General features: G+C 57.7%; 22 protein-coding genes. 6 read left to right on the plus strand and 16 right to left on the minus strand.

The features are described 5' to 3' along the window. Nucleotides 1-43: 43 nt before the first annotated feature. Entirely contained in the window at nucleotides 44-2,131 is a 2,088-nt protein-coding gene (locus tag MOQ06_RS16275) for a YccS/YhfK family putative transporter (protein WP_148422608.1), read from the plus strand. On the opposite strand, the gene MOQ06_RS16280 is transcribed toward MOQ06_RS16275, so the two are convergent. From MOQ06_RS16280 to ppiA, 4 genes are all read right to left on the minus strand, one after another. After that, nucleotides 2,128-3,348 (minus strand): aspartate aminotransferase family protein, encoded by a 1,221-nt coding sequence (locus MOQ06_RS16280; protein ID WP_176609329.1) that lies wholly within the window; start codon nucleotides 3,346-3,348, stop codon nucleotides 2,128-2,130. The two genes, MOQ06_RS16275 and MOQ06_RS16280, sit on opposite strands and share 4 nt — an antisense overlap. 87 nt (nucleotides 3,349-3,435) lie before the next feature. Further along, complete coding sequence (gene pabA / locus MOQ06_RS16285; RefSeq protein WP_242173948.1) at nucleotides 3,436-3,999, minus strand: aminodeoxychorismate synthase component 2; 564 nt, start codon at nucleotides 3,997-3,999, stop codon at nucleotides 3,436-3,438. Nucleotides 4,000-4,029: 30 nt separating this feature from the next. Beyond that, entirely contained in the window at nucleotides 4,030-4,614 is a 585-nt protein-coding gene (locus tag MOQ06_RS16290) for a putative adenosine monophosphate-protein transferase Fic (protein WP_242173950.1), read from the minus strand. A 105-nt stretch (nucleotides 4,615-4,719) separates the two neighbouring features. After that, complete coding sequence (gene ppiA, locus MOQ06_RS16295; protein ID WP_000920483.1) at nucleotides 4,720-5,292, minus strand: peptidylprolyl isomerase A; 573 nt, start codon at nucleotides 5,290-5,292, stop codon at nucleotides 4,720-4,722. A 278-nt stretch (nucleotides 5,293-5,570) separates the two neighbouring features. On the opposite strand from ppiA, the gene tsgA reads away from it, so the two are divergent. The 5 genes from tsgA (at nucleotide 5,571) to MOQ06_RS16320 (ending at nucleotide 11,704) form a co-directional block, all read left to right on the plus strand. Next, nucleotides 5,571-6,755: an MFS transporter TsgA gene (gene tsgA, locus MOQ06_RS16300; protein ID WP_242173952.1), complete on the plus strand. Its 1,185-nt coding sequence runs from the start codon at nucleotides 5,571-5,573 to the stop codon at nucleotides 6,753-6,755. Between the two features lie 259 nt (nucleotides 6,756-7,014). Beyond that, a complete protein-coding gene (gene nirB / locus MOQ06_RS16305) occupies nucleotides 7,015-9,558 on the plus strand; it encodes a nitrite reductase large subunit NirB (RefSeq protein WP_242173954.1) in 2,544 nt (847 codons plus the stop codon). Next, on the plus strand, nucleotides 9,555-9,881 hold the full coding sequence (gene nirD, locus MOQ06_RS16310) for a nitrite reductase small subunit NirD (RefSeq protein WP_242173956.1): 327 nt from the start codon (nucleotides 9,555-9,557) through the stop codon (nucleotides 9,879-9,881). Before nirB ends, nirD begins: the two co-directional genes overlap by 4 nt. A 134-nt stretch (nucleotides 9,882-10,015) precedes the next feature. After that, a complete protein-coding gene (gene cysG, locus MOQ06_RS16315) occupies nucleotides 10,016-11,389 on the plus strand; it encodes a siroheme synthase CysG (RefSeq protein WP_242173958.1) in 1,374 nt (457 codons plus the stop codon). 144 nt (nucleotides 11,390-11,533) lie between these two features. Beyond that, nucleotides 11,534-11,704 carry a YhfL family protein gene (locus MOQ06_RS16320; protein WP_008503029.1) on the plus strand — a complete coding sequence of 57 codons (171 nt, stop codon included), beginning with the start codon at nucleotides 11,534-11,536 and terminating at the stop codon, nucleotides 11,702-11,704. A gap of 141 nt (nucleotides 11,705-11,845) precedes the next feature. Here MOQ06_RS16320 and trpS read toward each other — a convergent pair whose 3' ends face one another. From trpS to pilM, 12 genes are all read right to left on the minus strand, one after another. After that, nucleotides 11,846-12,850 carry a tryptophan--tRNA ligase gene (gene trpS, locus MOQ06_RS16325; protein WP_176609323.1) on the minus strand — a complete coding sequence of 335 codons (1,005 nt, stop codon included), beginning with the start codon at nucleotides 12,848-12,850 and terminating at the stop codon, nucleotides 11,846-11,848. Further along, on the minus strand, nucleotides 12,843-13,604 hold the full coding sequence (gene gph, locus MOQ06_RS16330) for a phosphoglycolate phosphatase (RefSeq protein WP_176609322.1): 762 nt from the start codon (nucleotides 13,602-13,604) through the stop codon (nucleotides 12,843-12,845). The genes trpS and gph overlap by 8 nt, the downstream gene beginning before the upstream one ends. After that, nucleotides 13,597-14,274: a ribulose-phosphate 3-epimerase gene (gene rpe / locus MOQ06_RS16335; RefSeq protein ID WP_148420599.1), complete on the minus strand. Its 678-nt coding sequence runs from the start codon at nucleotides 14,272-14,274 to the stop codon at nucleotides 13,597-13,599. The genes gph and rpe overlap by 8 nt, the downstream gene beginning before the upstream one ends. Before the next feature lie 39 nt (nucleotides 14,275-14,313). Further along, nucleotides 14,314-15,126, minus strand: a complete 813-nt coding sequence (gene dam, locus MOQ06_RS16340) for an adenine-specific DNA-methyltransferase (RefSeq protein WP_148420598.1) — start codon at nucleotides 15,124-15,126, stop codon at nucleotides 14,314-14,316. A gap of 67 nt (nucleotides 15,127-15,193) precedes the next feature. Continuing rightward, nucleotides 15,194-16,492 (minus strand): cell division protein DamX, encoded by a 1,299-nt coding sequence (gene damX / locus MOQ06_RS16345; protein WP_242173960.1) that lies wholly within the window; start codon nucleotides 16,490-16,492, stop codon nucleotides 15,194-15,196. Between the two features lie 91 nt (nucleotides 16,493-16,583). Further along, nucleotides 16,584-17,672 carry a 3-dehydroquinate synthase gene (gene aroB, locus MOQ06_RS16350; protein WP_148420596.1) on the minus strand — a complete coding sequence of 363 codons (1,089 nt, stop codon included), beginning with the start codon at nucleotides 17,670-17,672 and terminating at the stop codon, nucleotides 16,584-16,586. 58 nt (nucleotides 17,673-17,730) lie between these two features. Beyond that, nucleotides 17,731-18,252 (minus strand): shikimate kinase AroK, encoded by a 522-nt coding sequence (gene aroK / locus MOQ06_RS16355; protein ID WP_003861630.1) that lies wholly within the window; start codon nucleotides 18,250-18,252, stop codon nucleotides 17,731-17,733. A 286-nt stretch (nucleotides 18,253-18,538) separates the two neighbouring features. Beyond that, nucleotides 18,539-19,750 carry a DNA uptake porin HofQ gene (hofQ, locus tag MOQ06_RS16360; RefSeq protein ID WP_242174444.1) on the minus strand — a complete coding sequence of 404 codons (1,212 nt, stop codon included), beginning with the start codon at nucleotides 19,748-19,750 and terminating at the stop codon, nucleotides 18,539-18,541. Then, entirely contained in the window at nucleotides 19,689-20,093 is a 405-nt protein-coding gene (locus MOQ06_RS16365; RefSeq protein WP_242173963.1) for a HofP DNA utilization family protein, read from the minus strand. Before MOQ06_RS16365 ends, hofQ begins: the two co-directional genes overlap by 62 nt. Continuing rightward, nucleotides 20,083-20,544: a DNA utilization protein HofO gene (locus MOQ06_RS16370; RefSeq protein WP_242173965.1), complete on the minus strand. Its 462-nt coding sequence runs from the start codon at nucleotides 20,542-20,544 to the stop codon at nucleotides 20,083-20,085. Before MOQ06_RS16370 ends, MOQ06_RS16365 begins: the two co-directional genes overlap by 11 nt. Nucleotides 20,545-20,547: 3 nt before the next feature. Continuing rightward, the gene (locus MOQ06_RS16375; RefSeq protein ID WP_242173968.1) at nucleotides 20,548-21,042 is read right to left on the minus strand and encodes a PilN domain-containing protein; all 495 of its coding nucleotides are present in this window, start codon (nucleotides 21,040-21,042) and stop codon (nucleotides 20,548-20,550) included. Continuing rightward, nucleotides 21,042-21,815 (minus strand): pilus assembly protein PilM, encoded by a 774-nt coding sequence (gene pilM / locus MOQ06_RS16380; RefSeq protein ID WP_242173970.1) that lies wholly within the window; start codon nucleotides 21,813-21,815, stop codon nucleotides 21,042-21,044. Before pilM ends, MOQ06_RS16375 begins: the two co-directional genes overlap by 1 nt. Nucleotides 21,816-21,855: the final 40 nt, after the last annotated feature.

Genomic DNA, 21,855 nt, shown 5'->3' on the forward strand with positions numbered 1-21,855 from the left:
CGTGCCGCCGCAGGGTGGCACGCCGTTTTTGTCTCTACTCCTCATGTGGCGCAGGCTGATCTATCACCCGGAAGTTAACTACGCACTGCGACAAACGCTGGTGCTGTGTCTTCCCGTGGCCGTGGGCCTGATCCTCGGACACCTGCAGCAAGGCCTGCTGTTTTCCCTCGTTCCCGCCTGCTGCAACATTGCCGGTCTGGACACGCCGCATAAACGCTTTTTCAAACGCCTGATCGTCGGCGGCTGCCTGTTTGCCGGCTGTAGCCTTGCCGTCCAGCTCCTGCTGGCCCGGGACATTCCCCTGCCGCTGATCCTGACCGTGCTGGCGATGACACTCGGCGTGACCGCCGAAATCAGCTCGCTGCACGCCCGCCTCCTTCCCGCGTCGCTGATCGCCGCCATCTTCACCTTAAGCCTGGCGGGCAATATGCCGGTGTGGGAGCCGTTGCTGATCTACGCCCTCGGCACGCTATGGTACGGGCTGTTTAACTGGTTCTGGTTCTGGCTGTGGCGGGAACAGCCGATGCGCGAATCCCTCAGCCTGCTCTACCGTCAGCTGGCGGAGTATTGCGAAGCGAAATATACCCTGCTGACGCAGCACACCGATCCGGAAAAATCGCTGCCGCCGCTGCTGGAGCGCCAGCAAAAGGTGGTGGATCTGATAAGCCAGTGCTACCAGCAGCTGCACATGCTCGCCGCCAGCCAAAACCAGGAATACAAGCGGCTGCTGCGTATCTTCCAGGTCGGGCTGGATTTGCAGGAGCATATCTCCGTCAGCCTTCACCACCCGGAAGAGGTGCAAAAGCTGGTGGAGCGCAGCCACGCGGAGGCGGTGATCCGCTGGAACGCGCAGACCGTTGCGGCGCGCCTGCGGGTGCTGGCGGACGATATTCTCTATCACCGCTACCCGACGCGCTTTACCATGGACAAACAGCTCGGCGCGCTGGAGAAGATAGCGCGTCAGCACCCGGATAACCCGGTCGGCCAGTTTGCCGCCTGGCATTTCAGCCGTATCGCCCGGGTGCTGCGCACCCAGCGCCCGCTGTACGCCCGTGACCTGATGGCGGATAAGCAAAAGCGGCTCCCGCTGCTGCCTGCCCTGAAAAGCTATCTGTCGCTGAAGTCAGCCGCCCTGCGTAACGCCGCCCGGATAAGCGTGATGCTGAGCGTCGCCAGCCTGATGGGCATGGCACTGCACCTGCCGAAACCCTACTGGATCTTAATGACCGTGCTGTTTGTCACCCAGAACGGCTACGGCGCCACGCGGGTACGTATTCTGCACCGGGCGGGAGGCACCATGGCGGGGCTGATTATCGCGGGCGTGACGCTGCACTTCCACGTGCCGGAGGGCTACACGCTGGCCGGCATGCTGGCCATTACCCTGGTGAGCTACCTGATTATCCGCAAAAACTACGGCTGGGCGATGGTGGGCTTTACGGTGACGGCGGTATATACCCTGCAGCTGCTCACGCTAAACGGGGAACAGTTTATTATCGCCCGGCTGGTCGATACGCTGATTGGCTGCCTGATCGCCTTTGGCGGCATGGTCTGGCTGTGGCCGCAGTGGCAGAGCGGGCTGCTGAGGCAGAACGCCCACGACGCGCTGGAGGCCGACCAGCGTGCGATTCGCCTGATCCTGAGCGACGATCCGCAGCCTTCCCCGCTGGCCTACGAGCGGATGAAGGTCAACCAGGCGCATAACGCCCTGTTCAACTCCCTCAACCAGGCCATGCAGGAGCCGGGCTTTAACGCGCACTATCTGGCGGACATGAAGCTGTGGGTAACGCACAGCCAGTTCATCGTCGAGCATATAAACGCCATGACCACGCTGGCGCGCGAGCACACGATGCTGACGCCGGATCTGGCGCAGCGCTATTTGCAGTCGTGTGAAATTGCGCTGCAGCGCTGCCAGCAGCGTCTGGAGTATGACGCGCCGGGCGAGTCGGGAGAAACGAATATACTGGAAGCGCCGGAGACGCTGACCCACGGGCCGATGAGCACCCTGGAGCAGCATTTGCAGCGCGTGCTGGGGCATCTGAACACCATGCACACCATTTCGTCGGTGGCATGGCGCCAGCGTCCGCATCACGGGATTTGGTTAACCCGCAGGCTGAAGCGGACGGCGTATTAACCTTTTACAATCTTCGCGACCGCCGCTGCAAAACGGCTTAACCCGTCTTCAATATCTTTCTCTTCCACCACCAGCGACGGCGCAAAGCGCATGACGTCCGGCCCCGCGTTGAGCACCATAACGCCTTCATGCGCGGCAGCGTGCAGGAAATCGCGCGCGCGGCCTTTGTACTGCGGCTTTAGCTCCGCGCCAATCAGCAGCCCCATCCCGCGGATCTCGCTGAAGACGTCATACTGGTCGTCAATCTGCTGAAGGTGCTTCACAAACCGTTCGCGCTTCGCGTTCACGCCGTTCAGAACGTCCGGCGTATTAATGATGTCGAATGCCGCGCCCGCCACGGCGCACGCCAGCGGATTACCGCCGTAGGTAGAGCCGTGCGAGCCGACGTGGAACGCGGAAGCGATATCCTGGGTGGTGAGCACCGCGCTGACCGGGAAACCGCCGCCGAGCGCTTTGGCGCTGGTCAGAATATCCGGCGTTACGCCGTAGTGCATATAGGCGAACAGATCCCCGGTACGCCCCATCCCGCACTGGACTTCATCAAACACCAGCAGCGCCTGGTGCGCATCGCACAGCTCGCGCAGCCCTTTCAGGAATTCCGGCGTGGCCGCCGTCACGCCGCCTTCGCCCTGGATTGGCTCAACCACCACCGCGCAGGTATGGTCGTCCATCACCGCTTTCACCGCGTGCAGATCGTTAAACGGCACGTGGATGATATCCGCAGGTTTCGGACCGAAGCCGTCGGAATACTTCGGCTGACCGCCTACAGAAACGGTGAAGAAGGAACGGCCGTGGAAGGCGTTATGAAACGCGATGATTTTGGTTTTGTACGGGCTGTGGCGCGTAGTGGCGTAATAGCGCGCCAGCTTGAAGGCCGTTTCGTTGGCTTCGGTGCCGGAGTTCATAAACAGCACGCGCTCGGCAAAGGTCGCATCGATGATTTTACGCCCCAGACGCAGCGCCGGTTCGTTGGTGAAAACGTTGCTGGTGTGCCACAGGGTTTCGCCCTGCGTTTTCAGCGCCTCCACCAGCGCAGGATGGCAATGGCCCAGCGCCGTCACCGCAATGCCGCCCGCGAAATCAACGTACTCGTTACCCTGCTGATCCCAGACGCGGCTGCCTTTCCCTTTCACCGGGATAAACTCAGCCGGTGCATAAATCGGCAGGATCACTTCATCGAATGTCGCGCGGGTAATTGCTGGTTGTTCAGTTGCCATGTCATGACCATCCATTTTTATGTCACAGTGATTGTGAAAATATAATCACAAAATATGCATAAAAAATCACAGCAAGGCAACTGATATTCAGCGATTGAGGAAATTAGCCAGCAGCGCGTGCCCCTGCTCGCTGAGAATGCTTTCCGGGTGGAACTGCACGCCTTCGAGATCCCATTCCCGGTGGCGGATGCCCATGATCTCCTGCGTCTCGCTCCAGGCGGTAACCTCAAAACAGGCGGGTAGCGTTGGCGGGTCGATGACCAGAGAGTGGTAGCGCGTGACGGTTAACGGGTTATTTAACCCCGCGAATACGCCCGCGCCGGTGTGGAAGACCGGCGAGGTTTTGCCGTGCATCACCTTCGCGGCGCGGACGATGGTTGCGCCAAACGCCTGCGCAATGGCCTGATGCCCCAGGCATACGCCCAGAATCGGCAGCCTGCCCGCGTAGTGGCGGATAGCGTCCAGCGAGATACCGGACTCCGACGGGGTGCACGGCCCCGGCGATATCACGATTTTTCGCGGAGCCAGCGTTTCAATGTCAGCCAGCGCGATGTCGTCGTTGCGGCGGACAACCACCTCTGCACCCAGCTCACAAAAATACTGGTAAAGGTTCCAGGTGAAGGAATCGTAGTTATCAATCAGCAAAATCATGGCGGCTCCCGAAAAAAATGCCGCCCTATTCTACTCAGATTCCCGCGCTTCGCTCACTACTTTGGCAAAGATGGCTTTCAGGTCGGTCAAATCCCCGGTTGCGCCGCTCTGGTTTGCCGCCACCCACTGCTCAGGATCGATATCGCGCCAGTCCAGGATGTAGCCGGCATGGATTGCCAGCTGTTCAAAGAATACGCGCTGCGCAATGCCGTTCCCGCTAGCGAACGGATGTAGCATATTGATTTCACAATAGTAATGACTTATGCGTTCGATAAACGCCTCTTTCTGAAGGCCAACCAGATACCTGTCGCTTTCCAGCGCCGCCATCAGTTCATTTCCCATCGTCTCGATGTATTCGAAATGGCAGAAAGGGATCTCACCTTTAAAAATATCGTCGGTACGGAACTCGCCTGCCCGCTTCATCTCGCTGCGATACAGATGGCGGTGAATGTGGCACAGATGGGGCAAACCGGGTGCTGAAGGCCCAAGCTCCAGCGTATCAATGTGGGGTTCAGCAGGGCCATGACCTTTTTCAAGGAGGCTGCTCGCCTGTAGATTGGTATTGCGCTGTCGCTCCCAGAGACGGGATTTTTGCTTGTCGGTGAGTTTTTTCACTAAACGCCTCCCTGAATAGTCCGTTTGCCACAAGTATAAGCAGCAAAACGCGCTTTCGCAGGGAGGGCAGTTTCACACGGGCAGGATCCGCCCGCGTGTGAAGGGTTACGGCAGCACTTTCGCGGAGAGGATCACCACCGGTTTTGACGGCACATTCTGATAAGGACCAACATCGTGGGTCTGCACCTGAGAGATCTTGTCCGCAACGTCCATGCCTTTCACCACCTTGCCGAACACCGCATAGCCGAAGTCGCGCTGGCCGTGGTCCAGGAAGGCGTTGTCCGCCACGTTGAGGAAGAACTGGCTGGTGGCGCTGTCTTTGTCCGCCGTACGCGCCATGGAGATGGTGCCGCGCTTGTTCAGCAGGCCGTTGTCTGCTTCATTTTTAATTGGCGGGTTAGGCTGTTTCTGCTGCATCTGCTCGTTAAAACCGCCGCCCTGAATCATAAAGCCCGGGATGACGCGGTGGAACGTGGTGTTGTTGTAGAAACCACTGTTCACATAGTCGAGGAAGTTTTTCACAGAAACAGGGGCTTTCTGGCTATCCAGCTCCAGCTCAATATTCCCCGCAGAGGTTGTCAGCAGGACGTGGGGGTCTCCTTTTGCTGCCAGCGCAGCAGGGGAAACGGCAGAAAGAGCAAACACAGCTGCGACAGCCGCCAGTGTTGATTTGAGCATGAGAATTCCTTAACAAAGCGCAGTATAAAAAGCGAATGGCTTGATTCTAAAGAGCAGTATGAACCCAGACCAGTCTTTTACCTAATTTTACGAAATTGAAACAATTATTACCGCGCAAACGATTGTCCATCACGCGATTTAATGTGATCTTTATCACGATAAAGCCTGCAATTGTGCTCAAAATTTTCTGAAAAGATTTAATTAGATCACTTTCGAGACTAAAATCTGCCCGCTCAAACGCACTCACTGCGTTTTTCTTTACTTTTAACAGGCCAGACATGACTAACAGCAACCGCATCAAGCTCACATGGATCAGCTTCTTCTCTTACGCCCTGACCGGCGCGCTGGTGATCGTCACCGGAATGGTGATGGGAAATATCGCAGACTACTTCCAGCTGCCCGTTTCCAGCATGAGTAACACCTTTACCTTCCTGAACGCGGGGATCCTGATCTCTATTTTCCTTAATGCCTGGCTGATGGAAATCGTGCCGCTGAAAACGCAGCTGCGTTTCGGCTTTGTGCTGATGGTTGCCGCCGTGGCGGGCCTGATGCTGAGCCACAGCATCGCCCTGTTCTCTGCCGCCATGTTCGTGCTGGGCCTCGTGAGCGGTATCACCATGTCGATCGGTACGTTCCTGATCACCCATATGTATGAAGGCCGCCAGCGCGGCGCGCGTCTGCTGTTTACCGACTCCTTCTTCAGCATGGCCGGGATGATTTTCCCGATGGTCGCCGCGTATCTTCTCGCGCGCAGCATCGAATGGTACTGGGTGTACGCCTGCATTGGTCTGGTCTATGTTGCTATCTTCATTCTGACCTTCGGCTGTGACTTCCCGGTGCTGGGCAAAAAAGCGCAGGCTACCTCAGAGCCGGTTGCGAAGGAAAAATGGGGTATCGGCGTGCTGTTCCTCTCCATCGCCGCCCTGTGCTACATCCTGGGCCAGCTGGGCTTTATCTCGTGGGTACCGGAATACGCGAAAGGTCTGGGCATGAGCCTGAACGACGCGGGCAAACTGGTGAGCGATTTCTGGATGTCTTACATGTTCGGCATGTGGGCGTTTAGCTTTATCCTGCGCTTCTTCGACCTGCAACGTATTCTGACCGTGCTGGCGGGTCTGGCGACCGTGCTGATGTATCTGTTCATCAACGGCTCTCCGGAGCATATGCCATGGTTCATCCTGACCCTGGGCTTCTTCTCCAGCGCGATTTATACCTCGATCATCACCCTTGGCTCGCTCCAGACCAAAGTGGCCTCACCGAAGCTGGTGAACTTCGTGCTGACCTGCGGCACCATCGGCACCATGCTGACCTTCGTGGTTACTGGCCCGATCGTAGCGCACAGCGGCCCGCTGGCGGCGCTGCATACCGCTAACGGTCTGTACGCGGTGGTATTTATCATGTGCTTCGTGCTCGGCTTCGTGACACGCCATCGCCAGCACAATACGGCAACCGCTACCCATTAATCGCCATCACCCCTTTGCGCCTGCAAAGGGGTGATTCCCCGCCTCGCCCGCCCTGCCCGCCGCGTTCTCAAAACCCCCACAAATTTGTGCAAAAAACCAGCAAGCACAAAAATCGAACAATATCCGCCACTTATAAAAATCCCGACAAATCATACATATACCCCCTAAGGGGTAGTTGAAGGCGTATTTGATTTGCATCAATAAGTGCCCCTGCTGAATCGTTAAGGTAGGCAGTAATAGAAAAGAAATCGAGGCAAAAATGAGCAAAGTCAGACTCGCTATCATCGGTAACGGCATGGTCGGCCACCGCTTTATTGAGGATCTTCTTGATAAAGCCGATGCTGACCAGTTCGATATTACCGTGTTCTGTGAAGAACCCCGCAAGGCGTACGACCGTGTGCACCTGTCTTCCTACTTCTCCCACCATACCGCCGAAGAGCTATCCCTGGTGCGCGAAGGATTCTACGAGAAGCATGGCGTAAAAGTGCTGGTGGGCGAACGCGCTATCACCATCAACCGTCAGGAGAAAGTGATCCACTCCAGCGCCGGGCGTACGGTTTTTTACGATAAGCTGATTATGGCGACTGGCTCGTATCCGTGGATCCCGCCAATTAAAGGTTCGGACACCCAGGATTGCTTCGTTTACCGCACCATTGAAGATCTCAACGCCATTGAATCCTGCGCACGCCGCAGCAAACGCGGTGCGGTTGTCGGCGGTGGTCTGCTGGGCCTGGAAGCAGCGGGCGCGCTGAAAAACCTCGGCATTGAAACCCACGTCATCGAATTTGCCCCGATGCTGATGGCCGAACAGCTGGACCACATGGGTGGCGATCAGCTGCGCCGTAAGATTGAAAGCATGGGCGTGAAGGTTCACACCAGCAAAAACACCAAAGAGATCGTTCAGGAAGGCACCGAAGCGCGTAAAACCATGCGCTTTGCCGACGGCAGCGAGCTGGAAGTGGACTTTATCGTTTTCTCTACCGGTATTCGCCCGCGCGATAAGCTGGCCACTCAGTGCGGCCTGGCCGTTGCACAGCGCGGCGGGATCATGATCAACGATACCTGCCAGACCTCCGATCCGGATATTTACGCCATCGGCGAGTGCGCCAGCTGGAATAACCGCGTGTATGGTCTGGTAGCGCCAGGGTACAAAATGGCGCAGGTCGCCGTTGACCATATCCTCGGCAGCGAAAACGCCTTCACCGGCGCAGACATGAGCGCCAAGCTGAAGCTGCTGGGCGTGGACGTGGGCGGTATTGGCGATGCGCACGGCCGCACCCCGAACTCCCGCAGCTACGTCTATCTGGACGAAAGCAAAGAAGTCTACAAACGTCTCATCGTCAGCCAGGACAACAAAACCCTGCTCGGTGCGGTGCTGGTGGGCGATACCAGCGACTTCGGCAACCTGCTCCAGCTGGTGCTGAACGCCATTGAGCTGCCGGAAAACCCGGACGCGCTGATCCTTCCGGCCCACGCGTCCAGCGGCAAACCGTCTATCGGCGTGGATAAACTGCCGGACAGCGCGCAGATTTGCTCCTGCTTCGACGTGACCAAAGGCATGCTGATCTCCGCCATCAACAAAGGCTGCCACACCGTTGCGGCGCTGAAGGCCGAAACCAAAGCCGGTACCGGCTGCGGCGGCTGTATTCCGCTGGTAACGCAGGTGCTGAACGCTGAGCTGGCAAAACAGGGCATCGAAGTAAACAACAACCTGTGCGAGCACTTTGCCTACTCTCGCCAGGAGCTGTACCACCTGATCCGCGTGGAAGGCATTAAGTCCTTCGACGAACTGCTGGAGAAACACGGCCAGGGCTACGGCTGTGAAGTGTGTAAGCCTACCGTCGGTTCCCTGCTGGCGTCCTGCTGGAACGAATATGTGCTTAAACCGGAGCACACGCCGCTGCAGGACACCAACGATAACTTCCTGGCGAATATCCAGAAAGACGGTACTTACTCGGTGATTCCGCGTTCTGCCGGTGGGGAAATTACCCCGGAAGGCCTGGTCGCCGTGGGCCGAATCGCCCGCGAGTTTAACCTGTACACCAAAATTACCGGTTCCCAGCGTATCGGCCTGTTCGGCGCGCAAAAAGATGACCTGCCGGAAATCTGGCGTCAGCTGATTGAAGCAGGGTTCGAAACGGGCCACGCGTACGCCAAGGCGCTGCGCATGGCGAAAACCTGCGTGGGCAGCACCTGGTGCCGCTACGGCGTGGGCGACAGCGTGGGCTTCGGCGTAGAGCTGGAAAACCGCTACAAGGGCATCCGTACGCCGCACAAAATGAAGTTCGGCGTCTCCGGCTGTACCCGTGAATGTGCGGAAGCGCAGGGTAAAGACGTGGGTATTATCGCCACCGAGAAAGGCTGGAACCTGTACGTATGCGGTAACGGCGGGATGAAGCCACGCCACGCCGACCTGCTGGCTGCGGACCTCGATCGCGATACGCTGATCAAGTATCTCGACCGCTTTATGATGTTCTACATTCGCACCGCCGATAAGCTGACCCGTACCGCGTCCTGGCTGGATAACCTGGAAGGCGGCATCGACTACCTGAAATCGGTCATCATCGACGACAAGCTGGGCCTGAATGAACAGCTGGAGTCCGAGATGGCTCGCCTGCGCGAGGCGGTGATCTGCGAGTGGACCGAAACCGTAAACACGCCAGCGGCGCAGAATCGCTTCAAACACTTTATCAACAGCACCCAGCGCGACCCGAACGTGCAGGTGGTGCCAGAGCGCGAACAGCATCGTCCTGCAACACCGTATGAACGCATTCCGGTGATGCTGGTGGAGGAAAACGCATGAGCCAGTGGGTAAACATCTGCAACATTAACGACATTCTGCCAGCGACCGGCGTTTGCGCGCTGCTGGGTAACGATCAGGTCGCGATTTTCCGTCCTCGCCACGACGAACAGGTCTTTGCCATCAGCAATATCGACCCGTTCTTCGAGGCCAGCGTGCTCTCCCGCGGACTGATTGCGGAGCACCAGGGCGAACTGTGGGTCGCCAGCCCGCTGAAAAAGCAGCGTTTCCGCTTAACCGACGGCTACTGCATGGAAGATGAACGCTTCTCGGTCAAGCACTACGACGTCCGCGTGAAGGACGGCGAGGTGCAGCTGAAAGCGTAACGCCCCGCCTTTTCAATAGGAAAGGCTTATGACCCCTTATGGGTAACGGCAGGAAAAACCGTATGTTCTGTACGATTCCTGCTGTTATCCTGACGTCAATTCTTCCCCCGCCACCCATGCTGTGAGGTAACGTCGTGGATCACCTGCCGATTTTTTGTCAATTACGCAACCGCGACTGCCTGCTCGTGGGCGGCGGCGATGTGGCTGAACGCAAGGCGCGCCTGCTGCTTGAGGCTGGCGCCCGACTGACCGTCAACGCCCTCACCTTTGCCCCGCAGTTTCACGTCTGGGCGCAGGAAGGGATGCTCGCGCTGGTACAGGGTGAGTTTGACGAATCCCTGCTGGAAACCTGCTGGCTGACGATTGCCGCCACGGACGACGACGGGGTGAACCAGCGCGTCAGCGACGCCTGCGAAGCGCGCCGGATCTTCTGTAACGTGGTGGATGCGCCGAAAGAGGCCAGCTTTATCATGCCGTCGATTATCGACCGCTCACCGCTGATGATTGCGGTGTCGTCCGGCGGCCGCTCGCCCGTTCTGGCCCGCCTGCTGCGGGAAAAGCTGGAAGCCGTGTTGCCGCAGCATCTTGGCCAGATCGCCCACTATGCAGGTCAACTGCGTTCACGCGTGAAGCAAACCTTCGCCACCGTTGGCGAGCGCCGCCGCTTCTGGGAGAAATTCTTCGTCAACGACAGGCTGGCACAGTCGCTGGCAAATCAGGACGCGAAGGCCGTTGAAGAGACGACCGAGCAGCTGCTCTCTGAGCCGCTGGATCATCGTGGCGAAGTGGTGCTGGTAGGCGCAGGCCCCGGCGATGCGGGTCTGCTGACGCTGAAAGGCCTGCAGCAGATCCAGCAGGCCGACATCGTGGTGTATGACCGCCTGGTCTCCGATGACATCATGAACCTGGTGCGCCGCGACGCTGACCGGGTTTTCGTCGGCAAACGGGCGGGTTACCACTGCGTGCCGCAGGAGGAGATTAACCAGATCCTGCTGCGGGAAGCGCAGAAAGGTAAGCGCGTGGTGCGCCTGAAGGGCGGCGATCCGTTTATCTTTGGCCGCGGCGGCGAGGAGCTGGAAACCCTGTGCAACGCGGGCATTCCGTTCTCCGTGGTGCCGGGCATTACGGCGGCATCCGGCTGCTCTGCCTATTCCGGCATACCGTTAACCCATCGCGACTATGCCCAGAGCGTGCGCCTGGTGACGGGCCACCTGAAAACCGGCAGCGAGCTGGACTGGCATAATCTGGCCGCTGAAAAGCAGACGCTGGTGTTCTACATGGGGCTTAATCAGGCTGCGACCATTCAGGCCAAGCTGCTGGAGCACGGCATGGAGGCAGATATGCCGGTCGCGCTGGTGGAAAACGGTACCGCTATCACCCAGCGCGTGGTCGATGGCGTGCTGACGCAGCTGGGCGAGCTGGCGCAGCAGGTTGAAAGCCCGGCGCTGATCGTCGTTGGCCGCGTGGTTGAGCTTCGCGAAAAGCTGAACTGGTTCTCGAATCACTAACGCATATTCTCTTGTCCGGGAGTAGTCTTTAAGCGGACTACTCCCTTCTTACCTCAGTCGATAACATACCGTCCGCATAGTGGAACTTTTCCATTTATTCCCTCGTGTTACATCCATTTTTCGATATTTAGACAAGGAATGCGTATGTTCAAACTGGCAAAAGCCGCCGTTCTGGTTGGCCTGTTATCGACTCTGACTGCCTGCACCGGTCACGTTCAAAACACCAAAAATAACTGCAGCTATGATTACCTGCTGCACCCGGCGATCTCCATTTCGAAGATCATTGGTGGCTGCGGCCCGGCAGCACAGCAGTAAGCGTTTTTCAGGCGTAAAAAAACCGGGGGTTTCCCGGTTTTTAGTTTGGGTGGTGCGGCCTGATGCCTCACCCTGGCCCTCTCCCACGGGGAGAGGGAATAAACTCTAAAAACGGTAACGTGGTTACCGTTTTGCTTTTACCTATGGCTTAGCGACAAACCCGATTGCTTCGTATACCGCTTTAAGCGTTTCGGACGCGCGCGCGCTGGCTTTTTCCGCACCGTCTTTCATCACTTTTTGCAGGAAGGCTTCGTCGTTGCGGAAGCGGTTATAGCGCTCCTGCAGCTCGGTCAGCATTCCTGAAACCGCTTCTGCCACTTCGCCTTTCAGGTGGCCGTACATCTTGCCCTCGAAGTGTTTTTCCAGCTCAGGGATGCTCTGTCCGGTTACGCCGGAGAGGATATCCAGCAGGTTGGAAACGCCGGCTTTGTTCTGCACGTCGTAGCGCACAACAGGCGGCTCGTCGGAGTCGGTCACCGCACGCTTCAGCTTTTTCACCACCGATTTCGGATCTTCCAGCAGGCCGATAACGTTGTTGCGGTTATCGTCGGACTTGGACATTTTCTTGGTCGGCTCCAGCAGCGACATCACGCGCGCGCCGGATTTCGGAATAAACGGCTCAGGCACTTTGAATACGTCACCGTACAGGGCGTTAAAGCGCTGGGCGATATCGCGGCTCAGCTCCAGATGCTGCTTCTGGTCTTCACCCACCGGCACCTGGTTGGTCTGGTACAGCAGAATGTCTGCCGCCATCAGCACCGGATAGTCAAACAGGCCGGCGTTGATGTTTTCAGAGTAGCGGGCAGACTTATCCTTAAACTGGGTCATGCGGCTCAGCTCACCAAAGTAGGTGTAGCAGTTCAGCGCCCAGCCCAGCTGCGCGTGCTCCGGCACGTGAGACTGAACGAAGATGGTGCTTTTCTCAGGATCGATGCCGCACGCCAGGTACAGCGCCAGCGTATCCAGCGTCGCTTTACGCAGCTTCTCGGGATCCTGGCGGGCGGTGATGGCATGCAAATCCACGATGCAATAGATGCAATGGTAGTCATCCTGCATGCTCACCCACTGACGTAACGCACCCATGTAGTTACCAATGGTCAGTTCACCTGAAGGCTGTGCGCCACTAAAAACGATGGGCTTAGTCATTATTCAATTCCTGATGTTCACTGTGCGAGAGCCCGAGTGCGGGCAACAAATCTTTGAAGTGGTCGAACACGACGTCCGGCTCACTCAGCGTGATGGCCTCACCGTAGTTGTAGCCATAGGTCAACCCAACAGAGGGGCAACCTGCCGCTCTGGCGGCCAGAATATCATTGCGTGAATCGCCGACAAAGAGCAGCTCCGCAGGCGATAAGGATAATTTTCCTGCCACAAGCAGCAGCGGCTCGGGATGCGGCTTTTTGTTCTGCACGTCATCGCCGCCCACAATCACGGAGAAGTATTTCGCGATATCCAGCGCGTCCAGCAGGGGCGCAACAAACGGCGTCGGCTTGTTGGTAACCAGCCCCAGCGGAATACCTTTCGCGTGCAGCGCACTCAGGGTTTCAGCCACGTCCGGGAACAGGAAACTGCCCTCTTCAACGGTCTCTTCGTAGAAGCGGTCGAACAGCTTGCGCAGAATACGCTGCTGCTCGTCCTGGGGAATATCCGCGTGGTCAACGCCCGGCTTTCCCTGCGCGGAACGCTGAGAGGCGCGCTCCTGACGAGCCCAGGTCAGCGCGCGTTCCATCAGCACGTCCGCACCGTTACCAATCCACGTCACGACGCGCTCTTCGCCCGCAACGGGTAGTTCAAGCGCATACAGCGCACGATCGACGGCGCTGGTTAATCCTGGCGCGCTGTCGACCAGCGTGCCGTCGAGGTCAAATGCTACACCCCGAATAGCCTGCAATTTATCCATGACTTACCTTCGCCAGTTCACGGCGCATTTCATCAATGACGGTTTTGTAATCCGGTTGGTCGAAGATGGCGGAGCCTGCAACGAACATATCTGCCCCCGCAGCCGCAATCTCACCGATGTTATTGACCTTTACGCCGCCGTCCACTTCCAGGCGAATATCATAGCCAGACTCGTCAATACGGCGGCGCACTTCACGCAGCTTGTCGAGGGTCTGAGGGATAAACGACTGGCCGCCAAAGCCCGGGTTGACGGACATCAGCAGGATCACGTCCAGCTTGTCCATCACGTAATCGAGATAGCTCAGCGGCGTCGCCGGGTTAAACACCAGCCCCGCCTTACAGCCGTTCTCTTTGATAAGCTGCAGGGTGCGGTCGACGTGCTCGGAGGCTTCCGGATGGAACGTGATGATGCTGGCACCCGCCGCGGCAAAATCAGGCACGATGCGGTCAACCGGCTTCACCATCAGGTGCACGTCAATGGGCGCGGTGATGCCGTAGTTACGCAGCGCTTTAAGCACCATCGGGCCGATGGTCAGGTTGGGAACGTAGTGGTTATCCATAACGTCGAAATGGACGACGTCCGCGCCAGCCGCGAGAGCTTTGGCAGTGTCTTCACCCAGGCGGGCAAAATCGGCCGACAGAATTGAGGGAGCAATCAAAAACTGTTTCATCCGCATCTCCTTGAAATGTGTTTACCGGCGGGCAAAGGCTCAGGGTCGATAAAGTGCCAGAAGTTCGTCCACCTTTTTACGTGTGCCGCCGTTGCTGCTAATGCTACGCCGCACTTTTACCTGAAAATGCTTCGCGGCTTTGTACCATTCGCGCGTATCAGGCGTGTCGTGATTCGAAATTAACACCGGAATTCTTTTGCTGACCAGCTTTTCCGCCATCTCTGCCAGACGGGCCTGCTCGGCCGGGCTAAAGCTGTTGGTGTGGTAGGCGGTAAAATTTGCCGTGGCCGAGAGCGGCGCGTAAGGCGGATCGCAGTAGACCACCGAGTTTACGCCAGCCAGCTCCATGCACGCTTCATACGAAAGGCAGTAGAACTCGGCATTCTGCGCTTTTTCAGCAAAGTGATACAGCTCGGCCTGCGGGAAATAGGGGCGCTTATAGCGGCCAAACGGCACGTTAAATTCGCCACGCAGGTTATACCGGCACAGGCCGTTATAGCCATGACGGTTGAGATAGAGGAACAACAGCGCGCGGCGGAACGGATCCTGGCTCTGGTTAAACTCAGCGCGGAACTGATAGTAAACGTCCGGGCTGTTGTTCTCTGGCGTAAACAGCTTGCGCGCCTCTTCCACATACTCGTCGGTACGCAGCTTAACAATGTTATAGAGGCTGATGAGGTCGCTGTTGATATCCGCCAGGATATAACGAGAAAAATCGGTATTCAGAAACACCGATCCCGCGCCCACGAAGGGCTCAATAAGACACTCGCCTTTCGGCAGGTGCTTTTTAATATCGTCGAGCAGGGGGTATTTCCCCCCTGCCCATTTCAGAAAAGCGCGATTTTTTTTCATGCTGACTAACTGATTACACCTTCTCCGGCTGTGGAGAAAGCTCCGACAGCATCCTGCGCTTTAAACATTACTTCAGATCGGCCTGCACCTGATGGATCGGCTTCGCCCACGGGTTCTTCGCCTGTACGTCCGCTGGCAGTGACGCCACGGCGCGTTTTGCTTCATCTTTAGAAGCATAAACGCCGCTTACCAGCACGTACCACGGCTGTCCGTTACGGGTCGTCTGATAAACCACATAGTTTTTCAGATTCGTTTTCTTCGCCCAGGCGTTGAGGTTGTCGTAGTTAGACGAACTGCTCAGCTGCAACGTGTAGTTGCTGGATGACGCCGACTTCAGAGAACCTACGTTGCCCGTCGTTTTACCTGCCGAGGTGCTGGATGCGCTAGCGGTTGGCGTTGCAGCCGGTGCCGCTGTCGCAGCAGGCGCCGCTGTGGTCGCCGTCGCTTTCGGAGCAGCGGTTGCTGCTGGCGCTGGCGCTTTAACCGGCTGGCTCACCGCAGGTTTTGTCTGCGCTGGCGCTTTCGCTTCAGGCGCTTTTACTACGGCCTGCGGTTTAGCCTCACGCTTCGGCTCAATCACGGCCTGCTTACGTTCCTGACGCGGTGCAGTCTGCGTCTGACGCGGTTTGGTTTCCGTTGCCGCAGCCTGCTGTTGGGCAGTACTGCCATGAACTGGCGCAACGGTGGCAGGTTCAGTTGGCAGCGTGGAGTTCACCACGGCATTGTTAACCTGCTCCTGATTTTGCGGCTGCATCAGCGCGTTGTTCAGATCGCCCTGGACTTCGACACGCTGCTGGCCTTCAGGCGCAGCAGGGGTCTGGCCCTGAGTCGGGGTAGCAGAAACAGGCGGCAGAGAGATATCCTGACCGGCGCTGTTGTTGCCGGCAGTCTGCTCTGCAGAAGTCATGCCCGGCGCAGGCTGTGCGCCGTTCGCCTGATTGCTCGCATCGTTACCAGACAGGTCGATGCTCTTTTCAGCAGACGCGGTCTGCTCGCCAGAATTTGTAGAAGGTGCTTTCAGCGCGGAACCGATGCCGACAATCAGCAATATCAGTACCAGAACGCCAAGACCCATCATGATGTACTGTCGGGAAGCCGGTTTTGCCGCTACCGCTTTTTTACGCTTGCGCGGTCGGCGTTCGACGGGCTGTTCATCCATTAACGCTTCTTCGGATTCGTACTCCTCATCTTCACGCTCATTTCGCGCATTGCGGCTGCGCGAAGGACGACGATCGTCTGCATCCAGATCGACATCGTCAAAATTGATCTGCGGCTCGTTATCACGTTCTGAAGATTGACGAGAACGACCAGTACGACGATCGCTGGGATCGGGTTTCAGCTCGTCTTCTGGTTTGAATTCATCCATTTAACACCCCACTCAAAGGCTTATGCCAACGACTCTGCATTTACCTGAAGCTAAACGACCACCCGTTAGAGCGGTCTGACCTTTCTAGTTGTTACGCCTGCTGACAATCAGCAATAGCGCCAAGTACGACGTCGTGCGGCACTCCGCCGCGCACTTCACTTTTCCCTATTGCAAGCGGGAGCACCAGACGCATCTCGCCTGCCAATACTTTTTTATCGCGCATCATGTGGGGAAGGTACGCCTGCGCAGCCATTTCCTGCGGTCCGCTCACCGGCAACCCCGCACGTTTAAGCAACGCGATGATACGCGCGGTCTCTTCCGGCCTGAACTGACCCAGACGTTCAGAGGCACGCGCTGCCATGACCATCCCGGCAGCGACGGCTTCACCGTGAAGCCAGTTACCGTAGCCCATTTCGGCTTCGATCGCATGGCCAAACGTATGCCCCAGATTCAGTAAAGCACGTAAGCCGGTTTCACGCTCATCTGCGGCAACGACTTCTGCTTTCAGCTCACAGCAACGGCGAATACAGTAGGCCATTGCCTGCCCATCGAGGCGCAGCAGCGCATCCATATTCTCTTCGAGCCAGTTAAAAAACTCGCCGTCAAGAATAATGCCGTATTTGATCACTTCTGCAAGGCCAGAAGCCAGCTCGCGCGCTGGCAAGGTTTTCAGACAGTCGAGATCCACCACCACCGATGCAGGCTGGTAGAACGCGCCAATCATGTTTTTGCCAAGCGGATGGTTCACCGCCGTTTTACCGCCTACAGACGAATCGACCTGTGACAGCAACGTGGTTGGAATTTGAATAAAGCGCACGCCGCGCTGGTAGCTGGCGGCTGCAAAACCGGTCAGATCGCCTACAACACCGCCGCCCAGGGCAAGCAGCGTTGTATCACGACCGTGCGGTTTTTGCAGAAGTGCGGTAAAGACGGTATCAAGCACCGTCAGGCTTTTATACTGCTCGCCGTCGGGCAGAATCACACTGTCGACCTTTACGCCCGCCTGCTCAAGCAGGTGACGTACGCGGTCGAGATAAAGCGGAGCCAGCGTCTCGTTGGTGACCAGCATCGCCTGATCACCCGCTTTCAGTGGTAAGAAGGAAGCTGGGTCGTTAAACAAACCAGCCGCGATGGTGATAGGGTAACTACGTTCCCCGAGAGTAACTGTAATCCTCTCCATGACGCGACATCCACCTTAAATGCTTATTACCCGCAGGCGAGTGTATATAAAGCCAGAATCAGTTGCTTTCCAGCATATGAATAATCTGGTTTGCAACCACTTTAGCGCTCTGATCGTCAGTACGAATGGTCACATCTGCAATCTCTTCGTACAGAGGATTGCGTTCATCGGCCAACGCTTCCAGAACTTCACGTGGCGGCGTTTCAACCTGCAGCAACGGGCGCTTTTTATCACGCTGCGTGCGTGCCAGCTGTTTTTCGATGGTCGTCTCAAGATAGACCACTACACCACGGGCGGAGAGACGGTTGCGGGTTTCGCGAGATTTTACAGAGCCGCCGCCTGTTGCCAGCACAATGCCCTGTTTTTCCGTGAGTTCGTTGATCACTTTTTCTTCTCGGTCACGGAAACCTTCTTCGCCTTCTACATCGAAGACCCAGCCCACATCCGCTCCGGTTCGTTTCTCAATCTCTTGATCAGAATCGTAAAATTCCATATTGAGTTGTTGAGCTAACTGACGCCCAATAGTGCTTTTGCCGGCACCCATAGGCCCAACCAGAAAGATATTGCGTTTCTCTGCCATTTTTTCGGTACTACTAAGACTATTCGTTAATGGTAATCCCCGCTGCGCAGACACCTGGCGTAGCAGGACATGAACTGAAACCTCATATGCAATAGAGCGAGAGTCAGACGAAAAATTATCTCAATACTCCGGCTTGTTTGGCAACTGATTAAATCACCGTACCCGGTGCACTGGGAAATAAGACGTAAGTCCAACTCAAATCGGTACTCCTTGTATGCTAATTCATGCCCCACGTCAAACATCTGCAACAAACTGAATGCAAAATCATTGCGGGGATCGTTACCCATTAATCAATACTGACCAGACGTGGCGTGATAAACACCACCAGCTCGCGTCGTTCATTATCTTTTCCGTCATGGCGAAACAGCTGGCCCAGCAGCGGGATGTTTCCCAGCACGGGCACGCTATCGCGTCCGGTTTTATTCTTTTGCGAAAAAATGCCGCCCAGCGCGAGCGTTTCTCCACTTTTTACCTCAACCTGCGTTTCAATCTCCTGCTTATCAATTGCCAGCGTTTCGCCGTCTGCCTGTTGCAGCACCTGGCCTGGCATATTTTCACTGATATGCAGCTTAAGGCGAACGCGGCCTCCCGGCAGCACCACCGGCGTGACCTCCATCCCCAATACCGCCTCTTTAAACTCAACCGAGGTTGCCCCGCTCTCGCCGCTCGAGACCTGATACGGAATTTCGCTGCCCTGTTTGATGCTTGCTGGCTGCATGTGGGACGCCAGCAGCCGCGGGCTGGCGATGATATCCACCTGCTGCTTTTGCTCAAGCGCCGACAGTTCCAGATCCAGCATCCTGCCGTTGATGCGCCCGATGTTAAAGCCAACGTGGGCGGTTGCGCCCGCCGCCGCCAGGTCTGCGCCAAGCGTCGTGACCTGTCCGATTTTTTCCGTCCCGGTCGCCCCCGCAAGGCTCCACTTCACGCCCAGCTCGCGCAGGCTTTTTTCACTGATTGTTACGATTTGCGCCGCCAGCTCCACCTGCTCCACGGGCAGATCCATCTGTGCCGCCCAGCGCTGCAGCACGTCCACCACCGTCTGGTTATCCCTTACCAGAAGACGGTTGGTGCGCCTGTCGACGGATAAGCTGCCCTTCGGGCTTAAGAGCTTTTCCGCCGCTTTTTGCAATTCGCCGGCGTCTGCGTAGGAAAATGGAATGCTGTGAGCGATCAACGGGGCGTTGAGCTGACGCTGGGCCCGCTCCTGCTCCTTAAGCGCCTGTTGCTCCCGCTGCCAGGCCGCCGTTTGCACATAAAAAATGCCAGCCTCTTCCCGCAGTACCAGCCCGGCGCTGTTGACTACCGTCTGAAGCGCCTGCAGCCACGGCACCCGCGTTAAATTCAGCGAAAGCGAGCCGCTAACGTCCGGCGATACCACCAGGTTGCGGTCCTCCAGCGCGACCAGCGCCTGTAGCACCTGAACCACCGGCACCTCATCCACCAGCAGGCTGACCGGCTTTGGCGCGGCGGCCAACAGGGGCTGGCTGAGCGCCATCAGCAACAGCAATATCCTTATCTTCACTTTTTTTCGTTCCTTCTCGTTGCCATGTCCATTGCTGCGGCTCGCACCTCTCGCCAACGTCAACGGTCAGTTGTTGTTTATCTATCGCGCTTACCCGCCACCCTGGCGTTAACCGCATCTGCCGCTTAACCCGGTGCCAGCGTTTCTGCCCGTCCTGCATAAGGCCGATATCGCTGCTGCCGCTGATAACTCCCCGATACCGCCACTGGCCGAGCTGACCTGCGGCACAAAGGTCTTCCGGCGCGGAGAAGGGGTCCCGCATCCCCGTCAGGAAAAGCAAAGAAAGCAGGATCAGTACGCGTGCTTTACCGGGCATGGTCGGTCTCCAGCTGGAGGCTGAGGCGAAGCTGCGTGCCCTGAGGGGCGATGTCAAACGCGCTTACCCGCACGTCCTTACGCGCCAGACGGGAAAAAAGCGCCGGGACCGCCTGCCATGAAGCGTCAAGCGCCAGCTCTCCCCCGCTCTGCCGCGGTTTCCAGTGCACCAGCCTGGCGCCCTCTCCCTGAAGCGCCAGCGGGGAAAAGGGTTCAGCCGAATGCGCGCCTCTCACCTGCGTTACCACCGGCTGCCGCAGAGCTCGTGGCCACAGCGTCGCGTTGATGCGCCCGGCACTGACGGCTTGCGTCTGAATGCGGGCGAAGTGGATATAAGCGGGTCTCAGCAGCAGCCCCCAGATCGCAAGCGCAACAATAGCCGAGGCGATCGACCAGCAAAGCACGCGCCGGGAAGGAGGCGCGTCGGCCCAGCGTTGATACCACATATTCATCACCTACCTCCGGCTATGAAGCTGAAACGTAAACATCCACCGCCCCCGGCTATCCTGCTGCAATGCGCCTGCCGGACCGGGGATAAAACCGGTTACCCGCTTCAGCGCATCGGTCATGGCGGTAAGTTCCGTGAAAGAGGTGGCGTAGCCGCTCAGGATCAGTGAGGGGGGCTGATAACGTAACGTCGTCAGCCAGGCCTGCTGCGGCATTGCGCTGGCAAGGGATTCCAGCACGGGTTGCCATGCTACCGGCTCCGGCGGCTGCGAAGGGGAGCTCGCTTTCGCAGGCTGCGGCTGCCGCGCTTTTAATACCTTCTGAACCGCACGCGTTCCCGCCAGATCGCTCTGCAACGCCTGTGACGCGAGGCTCTGCGCCACACGCAGGCTGACGCCTCCCGCCAGCATCAACAGCAGCGAGGCGGCGTACAGCAGGCCCCAGAACCGCAGCTGCTGAATGCGCCGCTCCCGACGCCACGGTAAGAGATTCGGCATGCTCATTAAGGCGCCTCGCTCATGGCCAGCGCCAGGGCGACGGTGAAATCGGCGCCGCATTCTGGCAGCGGCGGCTGGCATAGCGACACCGTTTCCCAGGGATCTTGTTCAGCATCAAAAACGGCAATATCGGAAGGAGAAAGCGCAAGCAGCGCCGCCAGCGCATTCGCATCTGCCGCTTCCGTGACGTAGCGTCGCCCCCACTGGTGCCGCATCGCCCACAGCCACTGCTCTTTATCCCTCCAGGCTACGCACCGGGCGGGCGCTACCGCGGAGAGAAGGTTTGCCAGCGCGCCGGCATCCGGAGCGATTGCCGCCAGGCGCAAACGCAGCGCTTTCGCCAGCGACAGCAGGGTATCGACCTCCCTGTTCTGCGCCGCGGTGACGTGAAATGTGTTGCTGAACGTGTCCTGCGCGTAGTCAAAACACAGCGTATCGGCAGGCATCTCCAGCTCGCGTGATAATGCGGACCCTAGCCAGGTGAGCTGTTCGCTATCACGCAGGGCAACGGAGGGTCGGGGCAAAGCGCGTTGCAGAACGCGCGCCGCCGGAAATGAGAGAAATACCCGATGCGAGTGCGGCAGCATCTTACGCCAGGCGCGCAGCGCATTAACCAGCTGTTCTGGCTGATGAATCTTCCCGTCCCGGATAATACCGTCCGCAACCGGCACGGCCCACCAGCGCCGTAAACGCCAGCCCGCCCGCTCTCTGGTTAGCGCAACCGCAACCACCTTATCCTGTTGAATATGAACGCCCGTTTGCCACGTTTTAAAAGCCATGCTTCACGATCTCCTTATCGCCCGTCGGAGTGACGGCTAT

It is taken from the genome of Enterobacter sp. I4, from assembly GCF_022669095.1.
GTDB lineage: Bacteria > Pseudomonadota > Gammaproteobacteria > Enterobacterales > Enterobacteriaceae > Enterobacter > Enterobacter pasteurii.

Excerpts from the sequence above, each read along its gene's own strand:
- MOQ06_RS16275 (WP_148422608.1), top strand. The coding sequence starts at position 44 with ATGTGGCGCAGGCTGATCTATCACCCGGAAGTTAACTACGCACTGCGA.
- MOQ06_RS16280 (WP_176609329.1), bottom strand. The coding sequence starts at position 3,348 with ATGGCAACTGAACAACCAGCAATTACCCGCGCGACATTCGATGAAGTG.
- pabA (WP_242173948.1), bottom strand. The coding sequence starts at position 3,999 with ATGATTTTGCTGATTGATAACTACGATTCCTTCACCTGGAACCTTTAC.
- ppiA (WP_000920483.1), bottom strand. The coding sequence starts at position 5,292 with ATGCTCAAATCAACACTGGCGGCTGTCGCAGCTGTGTTTGCTCTTTCT.
- tsgA (WP_242173952.1), top strand. The coding sequence starts at position 5,571 with ATGACTAACAGCAACCGCATCAAGCTCACATGGATCAGCTTCTTCTCT.
- nirB (WP_242173954.1), top strand. The coding sequence starts at position 7,015 with ATGAGCAAAGTCAGACTCGCTATCATCGGTAACGGCATGGTCGGCCAC.
- nirD (WP_242173956.1), top strand. The coding sequence starts at position 9,555 with ATGAGCCAGTGGGTAAACATCTGCAACATTAACGACATTCTGCCAGCG.
- MOQ06_RS16320 (WP_008503029.1), top strand. The coding sequence starts at position 11,534 with ATGTTCAAACTGGCAAAAGCCGCCGTTCTGGTTGGCCTGTTATCGACT.
- trpS (WP_176609323.1), bottom strand. The coding sequence starts at position 12,850 with ATGACTAAGCCCATCGTTTTTAGTGGCGCACAGCCTTCAGGTGAACTG.
- gph (WP_176609322.1), bottom strand. The coding sequence starts at position 13,604 with ATGGATAAATTGCAGGCTATTCGGGGTGTAGCATTTGACCTCGACGGC.
- rpe (WP_148420599.1), bottom strand. The coding sequence starts at position 14,274 with ATGAAACAGTTTTTGATTGCTCCCTCAATTCTGTCGGCCGATTTTGCC.
- dam (WP_148420598.1), bottom strand. The coding sequence starts at position 15,126 with ATGAAAAAAAATCGCGCTTTTCTGAAATGGGCAGGGGGGAAATACCCC.
- damX (WP_242173960.1), bottom strand. The coding sequence starts at position 16,492 with ATGGATGAATTCAAACCAGAAGACGAGCTGAAACCCGATCCCAGCGAT.
- aroB (WP_148420596.1), bottom strand. The coding sequence starts at position 17,672 with ATGGAGAGGATTACAGTTACTCTCGGGGAACGTAGTTACCCTATCACC.
- aroK (WP_003861630.1), bottom strand. The coding sequence starts at position 18,252 with ATGGCAGAGAAACGCAATATCTTTCTGGTTGGGCCTATGGGTGCCGGC.
- hofQ (WP_242174444.1), bottom strand. The coding sequence starts at position 19,750 with ATGGCGCTCAGCCAGCCCCTGTTGGCCGCCGCGCCAAAGCCGGTCAGC.
- MOQ06_RS16365 (WP_242173963.1), bottom strand. The coding sequence starts at position 20,093 with ATGCCCGGTAAAGCACGCGTACTGATCCTGCTTTCTTTGCTTTTCCTG.
- MOQ06_RS16370 (WP_242173965.1), bottom strand. The coding sequence starts at position 20,544 with ATGAATATGTGGTATCAACGCTGGGCCGACGCGCCTCCTTCCCGGCGC.
- MOQ06_RS16375 (WP_242173968.1), bottom strand. The coding sequence starts at position 21,042 with ATGAGCATGCCGAATCTCTTACCGTGGCGTCGGGAGCGGCGCATTCAG.
- pilM (WP_242173970.1), bottom strand. The coding sequence starts at position 21,815 with ATGGCTTTTAAAACGTGGCAAACGGGCGTTCATATTCAACAGGATAAG.